The 20,485-nt window shown below is 66.6% G+C and carries 19 protein-coding genes and 1 pseudogene; 9 read left to right on the top strand and 11 right to left on the bottom strand.

The window, feature by feature from the left end:
* Nucleotides 1–137: 137 nt before the first annotated feature.
* The 4 genes from QE363_RS10650 to QE363_RS10635 are packed head-to-tail and all read left to right on the top strand — an operon-like array spanning nucleotide 138 to nucleotide 2,579.
* On the top strand, nucleotides 138–881 hold the full coding sequence (locus tag QE363_RS10650) for a DUF4198 domain-containing protein (RefSeq protein ID WP_309695048.1): 744 nt from the start codon (nucleotides 138–140) through the stop codon (nucleotides 879–881).
* A gap of 26 nt (nucleotides 882–907) precedes the next feature.
* Nucleotides 908–1,276, top strand: a complete 369-nt coding sequence (locus tag QE363_RS10645; protein WP_309695047.1) for a hypothetical protein — start codon at nucleotides 908–910, stop codon at nucleotides 1,274–1,276.
* Nucleotides 1,277–1,284: 8 nt separating this feature from the next.
* Nucleotides 1,285–1,980: a HupE/UreJ family protein gene (locus QE363_RS10640; RefSeq protein ID WP_309695046.1), complete on the top strand. Its 696-nt coding sequence runs from the start codon at nucleotides 1,285–1,287 to the stop codon at nucleotides 1,978–1,980.
* Entirely contained in the window at nucleotides 1,977–2,579 is a 603-nt protein-coding gene (locus tag QE363_RS10635; protein ID WP_309695044.1) for a hypothetical protein, read from the top strand. Before QE363_RS10640 ends, QE363_RS10635 begins: the two co-directional genes overlap by 4 nt.
* Before the next feature lie 24 nt (nucleotides 2,580–2,603).
* On the opposite strand, the gene copD is transcribed toward QE363_RS10635, so the two are convergent.
* The 10 genes and pseudogenes from copD to QE363_RS10585 form a co-directional block, all read right to left on the bottom strand.
* Nucleotides 2,604–3,458 (bottom strand): copper homeostasis membrane protein CopD, encoded by an 855-nt coding sequence (gene copD, locus QE363_RS10630; RefSeq protein ID WP_309695043.1) that lies wholly within the window; start codon nucleotides 3,456–3,458, stop codon nucleotides 2,604–2,606.
* A 3-nt stretch (nucleotides 3,459–3,461) separates the two neighbouring features.
* Nucleotides 3,462–3,824 (bottom strand): copper homeostasis periplasmic binding protein CopC, encoded by a 363-nt coding sequence (gene copC / locus QE363_RS10625; protein ID WP_309695042.1) that lies wholly within the window; start codon nucleotides 3,822–3,824, stop codon nucleotides 3,462–3,464.
* Between the two features lie 120 nt (nucleotides 3,825–3,944).
* Entirely contained in the window at nucleotides 3,945–5,321 is a 1,377-nt protein-coding gene (locus tag QE363_RS10620; RefSeq protein WP_309698176.1) for a TonB-dependent receptor, read from the bottom strand.
* 386 nt (nucleotides 5,322–5,707) lie between these two features.
* A pseudogene (locus QE363_RS10615) lies at nucleotides 5,708–6,163 on the bottom strand (TonB-dependent receptor plug domain-containing protein); the annotation flags it as partial.
* A gap of 247 nt (nucleotides 6,164–6,410) precedes the next feature.
* On the bottom strand, nucleotides 6,411–7,562 hold the full coding sequence (locus QE363_RS10610; protein WP_309695040.1) for an amidohydrolase: 1,152 nt from the start codon (nucleotides 7,560–7,562) through the stop codon (nucleotides 6,411–6,413).
* A gap of 20 nt (nucleotides 7,563–7,582) precedes the next feature.
* Entirely contained in the window at nucleotides 7,583–8,077 is a 495-nt protein-coding gene (locus QE363_RS10605; protein WP_267433172.1) for an Lrp/AsnC family transcriptional regulator, read from the bottom strand.
* Nucleotides 8,078–8,117: 40 nt separating this feature from the next.
* Entirely contained in the window at nucleotides 8,118–9,494 is a 1,377-nt protein-coding gene (locus QE363_RS10600; RefSeq protein ID WP_309695038.1) for an aminotransferase class III-fold pyridoxal phosphate-dependent enzyme, read from the bottom strand.
* Nucleotides 9,495–9,624: 130 nt separating this feature from the next.
* Nucleotides 9,625–10,692, bottom strand: a complete 1,068-nt coding sequence (locus tag QE363_RS10595; protein ID WP_309695036.1) for a tartrate dehydrogenase — start codon at nucleotides 10,690–10,692, stop codon at nucleotides 9,625–9,627.
* Complete coding sequence (locus tag QE363_RS10590; protein ID WP_309695034.1) at nucleotides 10,689–12,161, bottom strand: NAD-dependent succinate-semialdehyde dehydrogenase; 1,473 nt, start codon at nucleotides 12,159–12,161, stop codon at nucleotides 10,689–10,691. Before QE363_RS10590 ends, QE363_RS10595 begins: the two co-directional genes overlap by 4 nt.
* A complete protein-coding gene (locus QE363_RS10585; RefSeq protein ID WP_309695032.1) occupies nucleotides 12,155–13,066 on the bottom strand; it encodes a GNAT family N-acetyltransferase in 912 nt (303 codons plus the stop codon). Before QE363_RS10585 ends, QE363_RS10590 begins: the two co-directional genes overlap by 7 nt.
* 275 nt (nucleotides 13,067–13,341) lie before the next feature.
* Between QE363_RS10585 and QE363_RS10580 the strand changes: the two genes are divergently transcribed.
* The 5 genes from QE363_RS10580 to QE363_RS10560 are packed head-to-tail and all read left to right on the top strand — an operon-like array spanning nucleotide 13,342 to nucleotide 19,739.
* Nucleotides 13,342–14,679 (top strand): NAD(P)/FAD-dependent oxidoreductase, encoded by a 1,338-nt coding sequence (locus QE363_RS10580; protein WP_405053176.1) that lies wholly within the window; start codon nucleotides 13,342–13,344, stop codon nucleotides 14,677–14,679.
* Nucleotides 14,676–16,202: an ABC transporter substrate-binding protein gene (locus QE363_RS10575; protein WP_309695027.1), complete on the top strand. Its 1,527-nt coding sequence runs from the start codon at nucleotides 14,676–14,678 to the stop codon at nucleotides 16,200–16,202. Before QE363_RS10580 ends, QE363_RS10575 begins: the two co-directional genes overlap by 4 nt.
* Nucleotides 16,199–17,158 (top strand): ABC transporter permease, encoded by a 960-nt coding sequence (locus QE363_RS10570; RefSeq protein WP_309695025.1) that lies wholly within the window; start codon nucleotides 16,199–16,201, stop codon nucleotides 17,156–17,158. Before QE363_RS10575 ends, QE363_RS10570 begins: the two co-directional genes overlap by 4 nt.
* A complete protein-coding gene (locus QE363_RS10565) occupies nucleotides 17,155–17,952 on the top strand; it encodes an ABC transporter permease (RefSeq protein ID WP_309695023.1) in 798 nt (265 codons plus the stop codon). Before QE363_RS10570 ends, QE363_RS10565 begins: the two co-directional genes overlap by 4 nt.
* Nucleotides 17,949–19,739: an ABC transporter ATP-binding protein gene (locus QE363_RS10560; protein WP_309695021.1), complete on the top strand. Its 1,791-nt coding sequence runs from the start codon at nucleotides 17,949–17,951 to the stop codon at nucleotides 19,737–19,739. Before QE363_RS10565 ends, QE363_RS10560 begins: the two co-directional genes overlap by 4 nt.
* A gap of 47 nt (nucleotides 19,740–19,786) precedes the next feature.
* Here the strand turns inward: QE363_RS10560 and QE363_RS10555 are convergent, their stop codons facing one another.
* Nucleotides 19,787–20,485, bottom strand: coding sequence for a cupin domain-containing protein (locus QE363_RS10555; protein WP_309695019.1), 699 nt, complete (start codon nucleotides 20,483–20,485; stop codon nucleotides 19,787–19,789).

Here is a 20,485-nt window from a genome sequence, read left to right as displayed (position 1 = left end):
CGCCGCCGGGGGCAGGTAAAGGACGTGCTTTGCATCACCGCCATGGCGGCATCTTGTGCGCATGGACGGCGAAAGACGGTCAAAGCTGCGGTCGATCCACGACTAGCCTCTGGTGACATTGGCAAAGGAGTGATGACGTGGCGAAGCGAACGACGCTGATCTGGTCCACCGTCCTGTCCGCAGGGCTCTCGATCCCCACCATGGCCGATGCCCACGGCATCTGGTTCGCGCAACGCGCCAAGCAGATCGCCATCATCTACGGCATCGGCGGCGACGACCTGGAGGCGGTCAAGCGCCAGCCGAATATGGAAAGCGTCCAGGCCTGGGATGCCGAGCTGAACCCGATCCGGGCGCAGCTTCGCACGGCAGGGCCGGTCGTACTGGTGGACACCGACGCCCCGCCGACGATCGTCAGCGCGGTCCTTCAGAACGGCACCTGGTCCAAACTGCCCGATGGCGAATTCGTCAAGAAAGCCAAGGACGAGGTGCCCAATTCCGTCAAGAGCGAGACGACGATCAAATATGCCACGATGATCAAGGGGCCGCTGGCAAAACCGGTGCCGTTGATCCCCGCGCAGACGCTGCAGATCGTGCCGGTCGGCGCCCTGCCCGACAAGCTGGGTACGCCGATGACCTACCGCGTGTTCTTCAAGGGCAAGCCTGTCGCGGGCGCGACGATCATCAACGACATGGTCAACGACCCCGACGCGGCCGAGATCGCGACCGGACCCGATGGCGCCGTCACCCTGCCGGTGCGCAACCAAGGGTTGAACGTCCTACGCGCCGTCTATGTCTCTCCGTCCGATCAGCCGGCCAAGATCGACCGTTACGAACACACCGCGACGCTGTCCTTCACCTTGCCGCACGCGCCCGAGAAATGACCCCTGACCGCCAGCGGAGACCGATCATGAAATACGCCATCGCTTGCCTTCCCCTGATGCTCGCCGCGTCACCCGCCCTCGCCCATGGCGACGACAAGCCCCGCCATGGCGGGCAGGTGGTCGAGGTCGGGGACACCGTGTTCGAACTGGTCCGCGCCAAGGGCGGCGTATCGCTCTATGTGATGGAGGATGGCGACGAGGTGCCCGCGTCCGGAATGTCGGGCAAGCTGGTCGTGACCACGGGCGCCAAGAAGACCGAGATCGCGCTGACCCCGGCCACGCGCAACCAGTTCGTTGCCAAGGGCGCGGTCGTCGCCCCCGGATCGAAGGTCGGCGTCCTCCTGATCGACCGTCAGACCCAGGCGCGCCAGACGGCGACCTTCGTGATCCGATGACCGGCGGGATGCGACGCAGGGTGCTGCCGCTGGTCGGCATCGCCCTGGCGGTCGGTTGTCACGGCCTGGCCGCCGCACACGGCGTCGCCGAAGGGGACAAGGCGTTCATCCAGAACAATCCGGGGATCAATATCATCCCCTATCTGTATCTGGGCGCCAAGCACATGGTCACCGGATACGACCATCTGCTATTCCTGTTCGGCGTCATCTTCTTTCTCTATCGGCTGAAGGATGTCGGCACCTATGTCACGCTGTTCGCCATCGGGCACAGCACGACCCTGCTCGCGGGCGTGTTCTTCAACATTCACGCCAATCCCTATCTGATCGACGCGATCATCGGCCTGTCGGTCGTCTACAAGGCGCTCGACAATCTGGGAGCGTTCCCGATGCTGATCGGGTTTCAGCCCGACCCGAAGGCGGCGGTACTGATCTTCGGTCTCTTCCACGGCTTCGGCCTTGCGACCAAGCTCCAGAGCCTGATCGCGTCGCGCGACGGACTGGTCCCCAATCTCGTCAGCTTCAATGTCGGCGTCGAGATGGGGCAGTTCATGGCCCTGTGCGCGATCCTGTTTCTCATGACGCTGTGGCGGCGCTCGCCGAACTTCGCGCGCCGCGTCGTCGTCGCCAATACCGTGCTGATGAGCGCGGGTATCGTCCTGACCGGCTATCAGTTCGCCGGTTTCCTGATGGAGAAGGCCGCATGACCGCCACGCTTGCCACCGATCCTGCCGTCGCGTCCCCTCGCACCGTCGGACGCGCCTCGCTCGCTGCGCTGGGCGCGGGCGCCGCGATCCTGACCCTGTTTGTCCTACCCGCCGAATATGGGATCGACCCGACCGGGGTCGGCCGCCTCCTGGGTCTGACACGCATGGCGAATGGCGGCGAGGAGACGGCGGACGCTCCCGCCCCCATGATCGGCACGCCCCCCGCCATCGCGATACCAGCCCAAACCCAGGCCAACATCGCCCGCGTCACGCCCTTCCGTACCGACGAGAAGACCGTGACGCTCGCCCCCGGGAAGGGCGTCGAGGTGAAAGCACGGATGAAGGCGGGTGACAGCTTCAACTTCCGCTGGAGCGCCTCCGGCCTCGTCCGAGCCGACATGCACGGCGAGCCTATCGGCGGCGGCGAGAGCGACTTCACCGACTATTGGAAGCAGAAGAATGTCCGCGCCGGTCAGGGCAGCTTCATCGCGCCCTTTGCCGGCACGCATGGCTGGTACTGGAAGAACCGGGGGGCGGTGCCGGTGACTCTCGTCGTCCGGCTCGACGGCTTCTACGACAGCGCATTCATACGCGATTGACCGCTTCGGGCGGGGCGTGGCCGATCACATGGCGGAGATCGGCGGCTCACAAATCCCCGCCCAGGCCACCAGCCCAACGATCGCCACGGCGGCGGCCAGTTCCAGCGAAAGGCTGATCCGTAACGCCCGCAGCCCCTTCCGTCCGGATGCGATCAGGCCGGGGGTCAGCCAGTATCGGTTCGCGGTGGCGAGCATCAGCATGGCGCCGAACAGCCCCAGCTTGGCGATCATCAGCCGACCGTAAAGGCTCTCGGGCAACCGTGTGATCCCATCGACCCCGATCAGCATCGCGGCATTGACCAGTCCCGTGGCCAGGATTGCGGCAACGATCACGCTGCCCACGCCCGCAAAGCCCGCCAGCGCTCGTGCCGCCGCCTCGTGATCGGACTCGCGGCGGACGACAAGACCAAGAAAGACGATCAGCGCACCGATCCACGCTCCGACCGCCAGCATATGGACGATATCGGCACCCAAATGGATCCAGCCGACCGCGCCGGAGTCCATGGCACCATGCCCGTTCCAGGCCAGGGTCGCCGTAGCGCCCGCCGCGAACGGTGCAACGACGGACCGTGGCACGACCGACCGCGCCAGCAATGTCAGAAGCAGGGCCCCCAGCAGCATCAGGCGCATCACAAAGGCCAGCCCCGGCGCGGTGTCCCGGAGGAGCATGGTCAGCAGGTCGCCATTCAGGGCCGCATAGTCGCCGCCGGTCATCGCAACGGCCAGCAGCACGAAGCCGATGGCCGACGCAAGAATGGCAAGGGCGGTGACCGCTACCAGCGGCCACCGCCCTCCTTTTGCGAACAGGGCGAGCCCGAACAGTCCGGGGAGGATGGTCAGCGACAATCCCCGCGCAAGGATCAGCGCGGCCTCCGCCATGGGTCAGCCGACCTGGATCTTGTAGCTGCCGGTGATGCGATGCGTGTCGGCCGACACGACATGCCAGTCCACTTGATACTGGCCACGCGGCAAGGGGGACGCAGGAACCAGGACCAGCGAACGCCCGTCCGCCCCGACCGAGGTCTTCACGGGGATGGCATGCCCGGCCATGCCAGGCATGATCATGGTCAGCTCGGCCCCCGACATCGGGGCGATCAGCTTTTCGGAGAAGTTGAGGACCAGAGTCCGCGGTGCCGTCGCGACCGTGGTGTCGGCGGCGGGACTGGCGCCGAGCAGCTTGGGGTGCGCCAGGACGGGCGCGGACAGGGACGCGGCCAGGGCCAGGCCGAGCAGGATGCGACGCATGGGATCAAACTCCGATTGGGGGTGAAGGACCGTTGCCCTTCAATACGCGGGCGGAGCGGCCGCCCCTCACCCGACATGGTTTTTTCGGACCATGCCGGGGGGAAGACGGCCGCCCACCGATCAATAGGAATAACCGATCCGGACCATGAACTGGCGCGGTGCACCCGGCAGCGTCCACAGCCGCGAATAGGAACTGGGGAAATAGTGGACGTTGAACAGGTTGGTGACCTCGCCCGAGATACGCAGCCGGTCGGTTGCCTCGAACGCCGCGGTCATGCGGGTCAGCGTATAGGCGGGCAGATAGTAGAAACTGCCGTTGGCAAAGCGGTAGCCGGTCTCGCCCAGGCGCTTGCCGACATAATTGACACCCGCACCCACGGTCAGGCGCTTTTCGCCAATATCGAAATCCTTGAAGACCAGCGCGCTGCCGCTGTTCTTCGCGATGTTGATCAGCGGGTCGCCTTCGCGCAGGCCGAAGCCGAAATTGGGGTCGAGCGCATCCTGCGCCACTTCGGCGTCGATATAGGCATAGTTCAGCTGGACCCGGAACCCGGCGGGCAGCTGGCCCGACAGCTCGGCTTCGACGCCCTTGCTTCGTGCCTTACCGACCGCCAGCGAGAAATTGGCGTTGATGGGATCGGCGGTCAGGACGTTGTTCTTGTTGGTCTTGAACAATGCGACCGTGCCAGTCAGCCGCTGGTGGAGCAGCGAAACCTTGGCCCCCGCCTCATAGGAGGTGGTACGCTCGGGCACAAAGGCGTTGCCGTTCGCGTCCGTGCCGTTGTTCGGGCGGAAGCCACGTCCGTAATTGGCGTAGAGCGAGAATTGCGGTCCGAACAGATACGTCGCACCCACCGAGGGGCTGAACGCGGTGCGGAACTGCTGCGCGCGGCGGCGCGAGACACGGTCGTCAATGATCTGCTCGAACTGGTCGTAGCGGCCGCCCGCGCGCAACTTCAGTCCATCCGTGACGTCGATCTGATCCTGCAGATAGGCACCCCAGCTATATTGACGCTCCAGATAGCTCTGGAACGCGCCGGTGCTGGGCAGCTTGCCATAGGCGGGGTCGAAGATGTTGATGCGATTGCCCGCCGCCAGATTTCCGGCCGTCTGCGATGCGACGGCGGGCGGGCGATAGCGGTTCTGGACAATGTCCAGCTCATAATCGTCCCAGTCGGCCCCGACGATCATATGATGGGTCAGCGGCCCGGTATCGAACGTGCCGCTCAATTCCCCGCGGAAGGTCAGGTCGGTAGTCTTGTAATCCCGGTCGCGTCGCTGGCGCGAAAGAGTGATGCCGTCGGTGTAGAGCCGCTGGCGCCCTGCAGCCAGCTCCGCTTCGGTCGACACGCCCCGGAAGAAGGTGTCGCGATAGCCGACGCCCAGGATGATCGACCAGTTCTTGTCGAAATCATGCTGCAACTGGGCCTGGTGGCCCATGGCGCGGACATGGACGGGTCCATCGCCCGGCTCGCCGAAAAAGCGGTTGCGCGGAATGAGAGACAGATTGCCGGTTGGCGCCGAGCGACGATACCACGATCGAAGGTCACTTTCTGGTCGATGAACTCGAACTCATAGCTGGCCGAGCTGTCCTCGCCCAGTTTGACAAGGAAGGAGGGCGTGACCGTGATCTTCCGGCTGGAATTGAAATCACGGAAGCTGTCAGCCGATTCCGCCGCGCCCGTCACGCGCATCGCGATGCGTGACGACAGCGGCACGTTGAAGTCGCCCTCGCTGCGAAAGGTGTTGAAGCTGCCCGCCGACAGGATCGCGCCGCCGTGCAGGTCGAAGCCCGGCTTCTTGGTGATGATATTGACCGTACAGCCCGGCTCGCCGCGCCCGAACAGCGAGGAATTGGGGCCCTTCAGCACCTGGATCTGCTCGACATTCGAGGTGTCGCGCGATCCGCCATAGCCGCGCGCGGCGTTGAACCCGTTGACCAGATAGTTGCTGGCCGAGCCTTCGTCCCCCGAAAAGCCACGGCAGGCGAACACGTCGAACAGGCCGCCGAAATTATTCTGGCGGGCAATGCCGGTCGCAAAGTCCAGTGCGTTGTCCAGCCGGGTCACACCCGCATCGCGCAACGTCTCGGCCGACAGGACCTGGATGCTCTGGGGCACCTCGATCGTGGGGACGGCGGCGACATATTGCTGGCGCTGGCCCTGCACGACGATGTCGGCCTGCTGGGGTTCCTCGGCGATCGCCGCGGTCTTGGGATCGCCATCGGCCGCCCCCGCCGCCGGACGAAACGCCACCGGCACCGTCTGCGCCGAGACCACCGTGGATGTCGTGATCGCCAGAGCGGCGACGCTGAACGATAGCAGATGTCGATAGCGCATATATTTTCCCCCGAAATGATAGTGGCAGTCGCATCGTCCTCTTCGTGACGGCGCCCTGGCCTTCGTCGCGGTCTTCGTGGACCGGCGGGCCATTGTGTCGCCCTCTCTGCGATGCCGGCATCATGGGCAGCAGCGACAAGCATTTTATTGCGAAGCCGTGACCGGATCGGAACGAAATGCGGATTTACGCGCACCTCACCGACACGATCTTGCCGCCGGAGGAGGCGGGTCTGCCGGAGCGCTGCCTTCAGGCGGGCAGTAGCATCCGGGCCAGTTGGGCGAACCACGCGATGCCAGAGGGAATGACCGCCTCGTTGAAGTCATAGCCGGGGTGATGCAACGGCGCGGCATGGCCATCGTCGCGCTGCCCGAGCCACAGATAGGCACCGGGCCGCGCCCGCAGCATGAAGGCGAAATCCTCCGAGGTGAAGGCGGGATCGGCAGCAAGCTGCGCGTCCGGGCACACCGCGCGAGCCGCCGCCAGCGCGATGTCGGCGCTGGCGGCGTCATTGATCGTCGCGGGGTAGTAGCGGATATAATCGACCGACACCTGCGTCTCGCTCACCCGCGCCACACCTTCGCAGATCGCCCGCAGCGACTCCTCGATGCGGTCCTGCACCGCCGCCGAGAAGGTGCGCACGGTGCCGGTCAGCCTCACCTCCGCCGGGATGACATTGTGCGAATCCCCGCCGGTGACCTTCGTGACCGACAGCACCGCGCTTTCAGTAGGGGCGACGCGGCGCGCGACGATCGTGTTCAACTCGCCGATCAGGGTGGCGGCGGCCAGTATGGCATCCGGCGTCTGGTGCGGCATGGCGGCATGGCCGCCGCGCCCCGAAATTGTGATGTCGAAGCGGTCCGCCGCCGCCATGATCGGTCCGTGCCGCGTCCGGGCGCTGCCCAGCGGCAGGTCGGGCCAGTTGTGGAGCGCGAACACCCGGTCGCAGGGGAACCGGTCGAATAGCCCGTCCCGCACCATCGCATCCGCACCACCCAGCCCTTCCTCGGCGGGCTGGAAGATGAAATGGATCGTGCCGGAGAAATCGCGGGTCCGCGCCAGAAACCGCGCCGCCCCGATCAGCGTCGCGCTGTGCCCGTCATGGCCGCAGCCGTGAAAGACGCCCGGCGTCGTGCTGGCATAGGGCAGCCCCGTCGCTTCCACGAAGGGCAGCGCATCCATGTCCGCGCGGAAACCGATCGCACCGTTGCCGGGGCCGTGACGCAGCGTGCCGACGACCCCCGTGCCGCCGATCCCGGTTGTCACCTCCAGCCCTGCGGACCGGAGCGCATCGGCGACGATCCCCGCGGTGCGATGCTCGTGAAAGCCCAGTTCCGGATGCGCATGAAGATCACGCCGAAGCGCAACGAGATGGCCGAGTTCCTGGGCATCGATGGGCATAAGCAGACCTTCCGACAACGTCAGCCGCGATCCTCGAACAAGGTTTCGATAGGGTCGTAACGCTTCACGATCGGCGACTTGAGGACGATGTAGCTGAAATATTTCTCGATCCCGAAATCGCTCTCGAGAATGGACTCGATCAGTTCCTGATATTGCGAGACGTTGCGGGTGATGAACTTGATCAGATAATCATATCCACCGCTAACCAGATGACATTCCACGATCTCGGGCACGTTGCGTGCGCGTTGTTCGAAACGGGAAAAGTCGCCGGTGCGATGATCCTTCAACGTCACCTCGGTAAAGACGGTCAGCGTCTCGCCCAGCTTGGCGAGCGCGACATGCGCGCCATAGCCGGTGATATAGCCCGCCTTCTCCAGCCGCTTGACCCGTGACAGGCAGGGGCTGGGTGACAAGCCCACCGCATCGGCCAGGTCGACATTGGTGATCCGCCCGTTGCGCTGCAGCTGCGCCAGAATACGAAAGTCCAGTCGATCAAGTTTGGGCGCTGACGTCATGGTGGCGGATATACCCCTTCATTCCCCGTACGAACCGCGATCATCGCAGCGCGGCCCGCACCTCCTGTTGCTCGGCGACATCATCCAACGTGCGCGTCAACCGCGCAAGCAAGGTCGCCATATCCGCCTCGTCGCAACTGATCGCGGGGGCAAGCCCGATCGTCCCGTCGGCAAAGGCGCGGAAGATGATGCCGCGGGCATAGCCTGCCCTAGCCAACCGGTCGGGCAGGCCCAGCGCCGGGTCGAAGCGCATCTTGGCGGCCTTGTCGGCGACAAGCTCGATCCCCGCCAGCATCCCCGCCTGTCGCACGTCGCCGACCAGCGGATGATCGGCGACCGCCGCCAGCCCGGCGGCCAGCTGCGGCGCGCGGGCGAGACCGTTGGCGATGATCCCGCCTTCGTAAAGGTCGAGCACCGCCATCGCCACCGCCGCCGCGACCGGATGTCCCGAATAGGTGGCGCCATGCCCGATCGGCAGGTGATTGTCGGGACCGTCTGCGATTCCGTCATAGACCTCCGCCGACATCAACACCGCGCCCATCGGCACGTAACCGGCGGTCAGCCCCTTCGCCAGCGTCATCAGGTCGGGCGACACGCCCTCATGCTCGCAGGCGAACATCGGCCCCGTCCGGCCGAAACCGGTAATGACCTCGTCGACGACCATCAGGATGCCGAGTTCGGTGCAGGCCGCACGAATTGCGGCCAGCCACCCCTTGGGCGGTACGATCACGCCCGCCGAACCCTGCACCGGCTCGGCGAAGAAAGCCGCGACATTCTCGGCCCCAAGCTCGGCAACCTTGTCGTTCAGCGCAGCGACGCTGGCGGCGATCACCGCCGCCGGATCGTCGCCGGCCGCATGGCGATAGGGATAGGGCGCCGGAATGTGATGCTGCCAGCTGTGCGGCAGGTCGAACAGGCGGTGGAAGGCTGGCAGGCCGGTGATGCCCGCGCCATTGGACGACGAACCGTGATAGCCCTTGTCGAGCGCGATGATATGCTTCTTGGTCGGGCGCCCCCTGGCGTTCCAATAGTGAACGATGAAGCGCAGCGCGGAGTCGACAGAGTCCGATCCCCCTTGCGTGAAATAAACGCGGTCCAGTCCCTTGGGCGCCAGGCCCGCCAGCCGCTCGGCCAGCCGGATCGCCGGTTCGCTGGCATAGGAGAAATAGCCGGTCGCATAGGGCAGGCGCCGCATCTGTTCGGCGGCCGCCTCGACCACGCTGTCGTGACCATAGCCGATATTGACGCACCATAGCCCGGCAAAGGCATCGAGCAGGCGATGCCCGTCGCTGTCGGTCAGGTACATGCCCTGCCCCTCGGTCAGCACGGTCGCGCCCCGCGCCTCATGCCCGCGCCATGACGTGACGGGATGGATGAGGTGGCGGCGATCCGCCTCGATCAGCGAATTGGAGAACATGACTGGCCTTATTGTCTTGAATGATGCCAGCTTAGGCGCCCGGTACGGTGGAAGGGGCCGCTCGCCCCTTTCCCGGCATGGAAAGCTGCCGAGTTTTCCGACCCGGCGGCAGATTATGCCGCCGCCGTCCTCAACCGATCGCCGCCGCGATCGCCTTGCCGCATTGCACGGTGTCGGCGGATCCCCTCAGGTCGCGCGTTCGGCCGCCCTGGCTGGCCAGCACCGTCTCGATCGCGGTGACGATGGACGCCGCCGCAGCCGTCTCGCCGAGGTGATCGAGCATCATCGCCGCGCACCATATCTGGCCGACCGGATTGGCGATCCCCTGCCCGGCGATATCGGGCGCCGAGCCATGGACCGGCTCGAACAGCGACGGAACCGCGCGATCCGGATTGATGTTGCCACATGGCGCGATGCCGATCGTGCCGGTGCAGGCCGGGCCCAGATCGGACAGGATGTCACCGAACAGATTGGAGGCGACGACCACGTCGAAGCGGTCGGGATTCATCACGAACTGCGCCGCGAGAATGTCGATATGATATTTGTCGGTCCGCACCTCCGGGTATTTCTGCGCCATCTCCGCGACGCGACTGTCCCACCAGGGCATGGTGATCGCGATGCCGTTGGATTTGGTGGCGGAGGTCAAATGCCTGGCAGGCCGCTTCTGCGCCAGTTCGAACGCATATCGCAATATGCGGTCGGTGCCGGTACGGGTCATGACCGTTTCCTGAAGCACCACCTCTCGGTCGGTGCCGGGAAAAGCGGTGCCGCCGATCGCGGAATATTCGCCTTCGGTATTCTCACGCACGATCATCATGTCGATGTCGCCGGGCTTCCGCCCCGCCAAGGGACAGGGCACGCCCGGCATCAGCCGCGCCGGGCGCAGATTGACATATTGGTCATACTCGCGCCGGAACTGGATCAGCGAATCCCACAGCGAGATATGATCGGGCACGGTGTCGGGCCAGCCTACCGCGCCGAAGAAGATCGCATCGACACCGCCGATCCGCGCCTTCCAATCCTCAGGCATCATCCGACCGTGGCGGACATAATAGTCGCAACAGGCGAAATCATGCCATTGCTGCTCGACGGTGAAGCCGTACGCTGCCGCCGCCGCCTCCAGTGCGCGCACGCCCTCGGGGACGACTTCCTTGCCGATCCCGTCGCCGGGGATCACCGCAATCCGGTAATGTCTCACAGGCCCTTCAATCCCCCCCAATGAAACGCCTTGGTTTCCAGATATTCCTCGATCCCCTCGCGCCCTCCTTCCCGGCCGAGCCCGGAAGCCTTGATCCCGCCGAACGGCGCCATCTCCATCGCCAGCGCTCCCGTGTTCAGCCCGACCATGCCGAATTCCAGCGCCTCTCCCACGCGCCAGGCTCGGTGCAGGTCGTCGGTATAGAAATAGCTGGCCAAGCCGAACGGCGTCGCATTGGCGAGCGCGACCGCCTCTTCCTCGTCACGGAAGCGGAAGATCGGGGCGACCGGCCCGAACGTCTCTTCGGAGGCCAGCCGCATGTCGGGCGTCGCTTCGGTCAGCACCACCGGCCGCGCAAACCGCGCATCCCCGCTCACGCCGTCGGGGGCAGCGACGATATGCGCGCCCTTGGCCAGCGCGTCGGCGACATGCTCGGCCACCTTGGTCGTGGCGGCGGCGTTGATCAGCGGACCAATGGTCACCCCCGCCCGCCGCCCATCCCCGACGCACAGGGCGCGCACCGTTTCACCCAGCTTTTCCACGAACCGATCGTGAATGCCGTCCTGCACGAACAAGCGGTTGGCGCAGACGCAGGTCTGTCCGGCATTGCGGAACTTGGAGGCCATCGCCCCGGCCACCGCCGCATCGACATCGGCATCATCGAACACAATGAAGGGCGCGTTGCCGCCCAGTTCCAGGCTCAACCGCTTCAGCGTGTCCGCGGACTGCCGCATCAGCAACGCCCCGACCCGCGTCGATCCCGTAAAGGACAGTTTGCGCACCACCGGCGAGGCGGTCAGCGCCGCGCCGATCGCCTGGGGCATGCCGGTGACGATGTTGACGACACCCGCCGGAATCCCCGCCCGTTCCGCCAGCCTGACCAGCGCCAGCGCGGTGAAGGGCGTGAGCTCGGACGGCTTGATGACGACGGTGCACCCCGCCGCGAGCGCGGGCGCGACCTTGCGGGTGATCATCGCGGCGGGGAAATTCCACGGAGTGATCGCTGCGCACACGCCCACGGGCTCGCGGGTCGCCAGGATGCGGCGGTCGGTGGTCGGCGCGGGGATCATGTGCCCCGCGATCCGCCGCCCCTCGCCCGCAAACCATTTGACGAAACTGGCGGCATAGCCGATTTCCCCTTTCGCCTCGGCCAGCGGCTTGCCCTGCTCGGCGGTCATGATCGCAGCCAGTGCATCGACATGGTCGAGGATCAGCCGGTGCCATGCCTCGAGCAGGGTCGCGCGATCGTCCGCCGTGCGGCGCCGCCATCCGGGCAACGCGGCGGCGGCGGCGGCGATCGCCGCCTCGGTCTCGGCCGCCCCCGCCGCCGGGATCGTCCCGATCGTCTCGCCGGTCGCCGGATCGGTCACCTCGAGCGTCGCGCCGTCGTTCGCGCCCGTCCAGGCTCCATCGATCAGCATCGTCTCGATCAGCAAGCCGGTCGCGCGCAGGTCCTGAGCGTTCAGCATAGCGCCTGGCTCACGATCGCAAAGGCGGTGCCGGGTGCGGTGCCTCGCGGCTCCCCGCCCCGTACCATCGTCACCACCCGGCCGACGCGGACCAGTCCCAGTTCCTCCAGCCACGCCCCAAGCCCGCTATCGCCCGGAATGTCCAGCCGGATGAATTCGCCGCTGCGCGATCCGATCCATTGGGCGATCAGTGCCTTGGCGCGGGTGGCGTCGGGCGCGATCACCGGCCCGACGACATAGCCGCGTCCGAACCGGCGGAAGAGCGCCGCCCCGGTCACCGTATCGCCATGCGTCAGCACGACGCCGTGCGCCTTCTCGCGCAAGAGCGTCATGACCGACGGACGATCGAGGCCGGTCGCCGCGTGGACCAGCGAGTCGACGACCGCGCCGTCGCGCTCCCCCATCGGCCGGATACGCTCCCCCGGCTCCAGTGGAACCAGCGGGGCCTGAAACGCCGCCCCCTGATGCTGGAGGATTTCACCGACGCCGCGAAAGCCGAGCTTGCGATAGAGCGGCAGCCCATCCTCGGTCGCGTTCAGCATGATCGCAGCGTCGGGGCCCAGCGCGGCCCCGATCTGGTCGAGCACCGCGTCCATCACGATCCGGCCGAGGCCAGCCCCGCGATGACGGCGCGAGACGATCACCATGCCCAGCGTCGCGGTGGCCGGACCGGCCCGCCACCACATCGTCGTGCCGATGATCTCGCCGTTCAGCTCCGCCACCGTGCCGGAGCCCACGGCCAGCATGTCGGCAAGGTCCTCCGCCCGGTGCGGCCATTGTTCGGCCTTGGCCAGCAGGTGCAGCGCGGCGACATCCTGCGGGGTCATGGCGCGAAGCCGCATCGTGCGATGCTCGACCTCGGCAGGGGGCAATTCGGCGCTTGTTGGCATGGTTTTGCGTTCCATCGAAATCCTCTCCCATTCTTTTATCGCAGCCATGATGCAGGAGGTGCGTCGCTCACCGCCTTCCGAAGCATTTCACGTGTGATTTGGATGCCTGCACGGAATATCCTGCCGCATCGGGTATCACACCCCCATATCGCTGGCCCCGGCGCCTCTGGCGGCGGTTTCCCGTTGAGAAGGGTGCGGTATGCTGTGCGGTCCCGATGGGTCGGATCGGCACATAAGACCGGCCGACGACGCAACTAAAGTGATACCATGCGGGCGCAGCGTAGCAGACTATGCCGCGTCGGAGCCGCGTCGGGCGGCCCGGCGCCGGGGGGACGCGAAACCGCACGATGATGCTGGAATCCTATTGGTTGGATAGCGGCGAACGCTTTGCGCAGGATGGGGTGCCACCGCTCCCAGCCCGGGCAACGGCCGTGGTCGTCGGAGGCGGGTTCACCGGCCTTTCCGCCGCCCGCCAGCTGGCAATGGCAGGGACGCAGGTGATCCTGATCGAGGCAGGGCGTATCGCGTGCGAAGCATCGGGCCGCAATGGCGGCCAGTGCAACAACGGCATTGCGGGCGACTTCGCCGCGCTCAGCGCGCGCTTCGGGCGTCAGCGCGCCACCGACCTCTATCGCGCCTTCGACGCCGGGGTCGACCGGGTGGAGGCGATCGTGAAGGAGGAAGCCATTGCCTGCGACTTCACCCGCAACGGCAAGCTGAAACTGGCCGACAAGCCCGACCATGCCGTCAAGCTCGCCCGCTCCGCCGAGCTGCTGGCGCAGACGGTAGAGCCGGACATCCGCCTGCTCGACCGCAACCAGCTCGCCGGGGAAATCCGCTCCGATGCCTTCCATGGCGGGCTGGTCTTCCCGCGCAGCGCCTCCCTCCATATGGGCCGCTTCGCCGCGGGACTGGCGCGCGCCGCGACCCGCCACGGTGCCAGGCTATATGAGAATACGCCGTTGACCGGGCTGTCGCGGGTGCCGGGCGGACGGCACAAGCTGGTCACGCCGCGCGGTACGATCATTGCGGATGACGTCCTGCTGGCGACAGGCGCATCGATGACCGGGCCGTTCCGCTGGCTGCGGCGGCGGATCGTGCCGATCGGCAGCTTCATCGTCGCAACCGATCCGCTCGGGGATCTGGCCGACACGATCATGCCGGGGCGGCGCAATGGGACGACGACACGCAACATCGGCAATTATTTCCGCCTGACCGCCGACAACCGGCTGATCTTCGGCGGCCGCGCCCGCTTCGCGCTCTCGACCCCGCGCAACGACCTGCGCAGCGGAGCGATCCTCGCGGCGCGGATGCGCGAGATCTTTCCGGGATTGGCGGGGGTCCGCATCGCCCATAATTGGGGCGGGATCGTCGACCTGACCGCCGACCGCCTGCCGCGCGCCGGAGTTCGGGACGGGGTGCATTATGCGATGGGCTATAGCGGCCATGGCACGCAGATTTCGGTGCTGATGGGCGAGGTGATGGCGCGGATCATGACCGGGGCCAGCCCCGCCGAGGCCAATCCCTTCCACGGCATCGACTGGCCAGCCGTCCCGGGGCATTTCGGACCGCCCTGGTTCCTTCCGCTGGTCGGGGCCTATTACCGGTATCAGGACTGGCGGCATTGATCGGGCGGCGCGACGCAATCCGCCTGATCGGCGGCAGCGGCCTGTCGCTGGGCCTGGGCGCATGTGGCTTTACGCCCGCACGTCCCGAACCAACGGGCGGGCGGTTGCGGGTGGCGGTCGCGGTCAGTTCGACTGCCGACACGATGGACCCGGCGCGCCAGACGGTGGTGTCCGACTTCTGCCGCTGCGCGATGGTCTATGACGGGCTGACCCGGCTGGACGCACGGTCCCGTCCCCAATTCGCGCTGGCCGAAGCGATAGAGAGCCAGGATTCGCGCGACTGGTCGATCCGGTTGCGGCGTGGCGTGCGCTTCCACGACGGATCGCCACTTACCGCCGCGGATGTCGTCTATTCGCTGAACCGCCATCTCGACCCGGCGGTGGGGTCGAAAGCGCGAATCTTCGCCCAGCAATTCGCATCGGTCCGCGCCGATGGGCCGGATCATGTCCGCCTTGTCCTGGAAAGCGCCAATTCCGACCTGCCGACGATCCTGGGCATATCGCAGTTCCAGATAGTCCGCGACGGTACCCGCGACTTCCGCCATCCGGTCGGCACCGGACCGATGCGCATGGTCGAGTTCGCACCCGGCGTGCGCTCGCTCGCGGTGCGCTGGCCCGACTATTGGCGGCGCAAGGTGCGGCTGGGCGAGATCGAACTCTTCTCCATTTCGGACGACAGCGCGCGGATCAACGCGCTGCTGTCAGGCGATGTCGACCTGATCCACGCGATCAATCCGCGTATCGCCCATCATCTGGAGCATGCGGGCTTCGACCTGCTGGTGACCAGGTCCGGCGGCTATACCAACCTGATCGCCCGGCTGGACCGGGGGCCGACCAGCCATCCGGATTTTGTGGCAGGCCTGAAGCTGCTGCTGGACCGCGAGACGATGCGCAATGCCATTTTCCGCGGCTATGCGACGATCGGCAACGACCAGCCGATCGCGCCGACCAATCCCTATTTCGACCCCAGCGTGCCGCAGCGCGCCTTCGACCCGGACCGGGCCCGCCATCATTTCGCGCGAGCCGGGATGATCGGCGCGCGCCTGCCCATCGTCACCTCGACGGCGGCGGACAAGTCGGACGACATGGCCGTGCTGATCCAGAATGCCGGGCGCCGCGCAGGGGTTCGGTTCGATATCCGGCGCGTGCCATCCGATGGTTACTGGACCAACAGCTGGATGAAGGTCCCGCTGGGCTTCGGCAACGTCAACGCCCGCCCGACGGCGGATATCATCTTCACCCAGTTCTTTGCCTCCGACGCGCCGTGGAACGAGAGCGGGTGGAAGAGTCCGCGTTTCGACAGCCTGCTTCGGGCCGCACGCGGCGAGACGGACGAGGCCCGCCGCAAGTCGCTCTATGGCGAGATGCAGCATCTGGTCCATGACCAGGCGGGCATCGGCATTCCGCTGTTCCTCAGCTCGCTCGATGCGCACAATCCGAGGGTGAAGGGCCTGCGACCCATGCCGCAGGGGGGATTGATGGGTTTCGACTTTGCCGCCGACGCATGGATGGAAGGCGCATGATCCACTATCCCCTCATGGTGCTGATCGGCCGCCGGGTGGCTGCGGCGCTGGCGACGCTGATATTCGTGTCGCTGGCGGTGTTCGCCATCGCGCAGCTGATGGAGGGCGATGTGGCCGAGGCGATACTGGGCCAGAGCGCTACGCCCGAGGCGCTGGCAGGCCTGCGCCAGGCCATGCATCTCGACCAGCCCGCCTGGCGACGATATCTGGAATGGGCGGGCGGCGTATTGACCGGCGACCTGGGCCATTCCCTGATCACCGGCCTGCCGATGCGCGAGATGATCGGGGCGCGATTGGTCAATTCGCTGACGCTGGCCGGGCTGACCGCACTGGTATCTGTGCCGCTGGCCCTGGCGCTGGGCATCATGGCTGCGGTCAGGCGGGGTACCGCATTCGACCGGGCTATCAGCATCGCGACGATCGGCATCGTGTCCGTACCGGAATTCCTGATCGCGACGCTGGCGGTCATGCTTTTCGCGGTGACGCTGCGCTGGCTCCCCGCCCTGACCTCCACCCGCGACGTTCATTCGATCTGGGACCTGGTCCGGGTCTTCGCGCTGCCGGTATTCAGCCTTGCCTGTTTCGTCATGGCGCAGATGGTCCGCATGACCCGCGCGGCGGTGATCGACGCGCTCGACACGTCCTATTGCGAGGCCGCGCGGCTCAAGGGCTGCTCACCGGCCCGCGTGGTACTGCGTCATGCCTTACCCAATGCCATCGGGCCGATCGCCAATGCGATCGCGCTCAGCCTGTCGACCTTGCTGGGGGGCGTCATCGTGGTCGAGATCATCTTCAACTATCCCGGCATCGCGCGACTGATGGTCGATGCGGTCGCCACCCGCGACCTGCCGCTGGTCCAGGCGGTCGCGATCATCTTCTGCACCGCCTATCTGATCCTGGTGACGACCGCCGATGTGGTCACGATCCTGGCCAATCCCCGGCTGCGTCACCGATGAGGAGGTTCACGACCAGCGGCCGGATCGGCCTGGCCCTCGTATCGGCATGGATTCTCGTCGCGCTTCTCGGCCCCGGCATCGCACCCCATGGCGTGGGCGAGGTCGTGCATCTCGACGTGTTCGACGGGGTCAGCCGCCGCTTCCCGCTGGGCACCGACTATCTGGGTCGCGATATGCTCAGCCGGGTGCTATACGGCGCGCGCTATACCGTCCTCATCGCCTTTGTCGCGACCAGCATCGCAGCGATGTCGGGCATCCTGCTTGGCCTGGCCGCCGCGGCCGGCGGGTGGATCGACATGGCCCTGTCGCGAGCCTTCGACATCATTATCGCCATCCCCAGCCTGATGCTGGCGCTGGTGGTGATCGCGGCGACCGGCGCTTCGATACCCGTGCTGATCGGCACGCTGGCGATCATCTATACCCCCGGTGCCTTCCGCACCGCCCGCGCGCTGGCGGTGGGCGTCATGGCGCTGGATTTCGTCGCCGCCGCCCGCGCCCGCGGCGAACGTCTGCCCTATATCGTCGTGCGGGAGGTGCTGCCCAACGTGACCGGTCCCCTCGCCGCCGATTTTGGTCTGCGCTTCGTGTTCATCGTCCTGCTGCTCAGTGGCCTGTCCTTTTTGGGCCTGGGTGTCCAGCCGCCCCAGGCGGACCTGGGCGCGCTGGTTCGCGAGAATATCGCCGGGCTGGGCTTCGGCGCGCCCGCCGTGCTGTTCCCGGCGATGGCGATCGCTTCCCTTACGATAGGAATGAACCTGGTGATCGACTCCCTTCCCGGACGGCGGCGGCGATGACCGACGTGCCGCTTGCCCGCATCGACCATTTGCGCATCACCGCCGTCGGCGAAGACGGACATGAGATCGTCATCGTACCCGATGTCAGCCTGTCGATCACAAAGGGCGAGGTGCTGGCCCTGATCGGAGAGTCGGGGTCGGGCAAGACGACCATCGCCCTGTCGCTGCTCGGCTATGCGCGTCCCGGCTGCCGGATCGCGGGCGGCGTGATCGAGGTGGCCGGCCACCGGCTCGATGGCGCGACGCCCGAACAACTGCGTCAGGTGCGTGGCCGCACCGTCGCCTATGTGGCGCAGAGCGCCGCCGCCGCATTCAATCCGTCGCTGACCATCATGGCGCAGGTGATCGAGCCCGCGCTGATCCACGGTACGCTCGACCGCGCCGCCGCCGAGGAAAAGGCCAAGGCTCTGTTTCGCCGCCTCGCGCTCCCCGACCCCGATGGCGTCGGCGCACGCTATCCGCATCAGGTATCGGGCGGGCAGCTCCAGCGGCTGATGGCGGCGATGGCGCTGATCACCGACCCTGCCCTCGTCATCTTCGACGAACCGACCACCGCGCTCGACGTCACGACCCAGATCGAGGTGCTGAAGGCGTTCAAGGACGCGGTGCGGGATCTGGGAACCACCGCCGTCTATGTCACCCACGACCTTTCGGTCGTCGCCCAGATCGCCGACCGCATCGCGGTACTGCGCGGCGGCGAGGTGCAGGAACTGGGAACGACCCGGCAGATCCTGTTCGCCCCGCGCCACAGCTATGCGCAGGCCCTGGTCGCGGCCGCCGCGCCCCGTGCCCGCATCGTCCCGCCACCGACCGACGAGGCGCCGCTGCTCGATATGTGGGGGATCGTGGCGGGTTATGGGGGGACGGGGCCGGATGGCGCGCCTCGGACCAAAATCCTCGACGGGATCGATGTCTCGATCCGGCGTGGCCAGGTGCTGGGCGTCATCGGCGAATCCGGCTGTGGCAAGAGCACGCTCGCACGGGTGGCGGCAGGGTTGCACGCGCCCTCGGCGGGCCGCATCCTGCTGAACGGCCATCCTCTCACACCGCTGGTCCGGCACCGGTCGCGCGACGAGCTTCGCCGGGTGCAGATGGTTTTCCAGAGCGCCGACACCGCGCTCAACCCGTCGGTCAGTATCGGTGCTGCCATTGCCCGGCCGCTGGCCTTCTATCACGGGCTGGACCGACGATCGGCCAAGGCGGAGGTGGCGCGACTACTCGACCTTGTCCGCCTGCCCGCATCGCTCGCCGACCGGTTGCCCGGCGAACTGTCCGGTGGGCAGAAGCAGCGGGCCAATCTCGCCCGCGCGCTGGCGGCACGCCCCGACCTGCTGCTGTGCGACGAAGTCACCTCGGCGCTCGATCCGGTCATCGCGGAGGCCGTGCTCGACCTGCTTGTCGAGCTGCGCCGCGAACTCGGGCTCGCCTATATGTTCATCACCCACGATCTCGAGATCGTGCGGGCGATCGCCGATGACGTGCTGGTCCTCTATGCCGGTCGTGTCGCGGAGCAGGTGACGCGCGATGGCCTGGGTCACGGGGCCCACCATCCCTATACGCGGTTGCTGACCGCGTCGGTCCCCGAATTGCGGCCGGGCTGGCTGGAGGAGACACCGGCCCGACAAGCCGGGGCGGCGGGCGCGCGGATGTCGGCAACCGGATGCAGCTTCCACCCGCGCTGCATTCGCGCGAATACCTCCTGCGTCGATACGATGCCGCCGCGCCTGCTGGAGGGGGATCGGCAGATATTCTGCCACCAGTCGCTCGACCTTCTCGCGACGCCCTGAGCGGGCAAGCGGGGCGATACCGTCTCCGGCATCGCCCCGAAAAGCGATCAGGCGACCATCGGGCGCCAGATTGCATAGACCTTTTTCACATGCTCACGGCTGTCCCACAGACATTGCGCAGCATGTTCCAGCAGGAAGATGTCGCCCTTGGCGAAGGTGCGGCTGGCCCCCGTCTCGTCCTCGAACGTCACGCTCCCCTCGAGCAGGTGCATCAGCTCGTGATGGCGATAGCGCATCGCAGTGCGGTGATAGGGCGTCGAGTCCCAGGTGCCGCAGATGAATACGCCATCGCTCGACCGATAATCGGTATGATTGCGGCACGACGGCGTCGGTCCGACCAGCAGGTCGGCGAGCGGCGGATTGGAAGGCGTCAGCTCGGCGCTTTCGTCGATCGGCACGATCCGGTCGGCGGCGGGCGTGTCGGTCGCGTAGCGCATCGCAAGCGCGCGCGTGCCGGGCGTCGCTTCCCAGTCAAAGGCCACGCCGCTGGGGATGACCGCACAGCCATCCGCCTCCAGCACCACCTGCCCTAACCGTATCGAACCCGCCAGCACGATGACGAACTCGTCGCCGGGGAGGCCCGCCTCCGACCCCGCCCCGCCATCGAGCGCGAGCAGGTCGAGCTGGCACGGCCCCTCGACCAGCGGCAGCGCGGTGCGTGCGGTGCGATAGTTCCCCGTGGCGGGCGCTTCGGCCGATGCGGCAAAGGCGCGCAGATCTATGAACGACCGGACATCGGTCGCCAC

The sequence above is a fragment of the Sphingomonas sp. SORGH_AS_0870 genome (assembly GCF_031453175.1).
Taxonomy (GTDB): domain Bacteria; phylum Pseudomonadota; class Alphaproteobacteria; order Sphingomonadales; family Sphingomonadaceae; genus Sphingomonas.
This window is presented reverse-complemented; position numbering and strand designations above follow the sequence as displayed.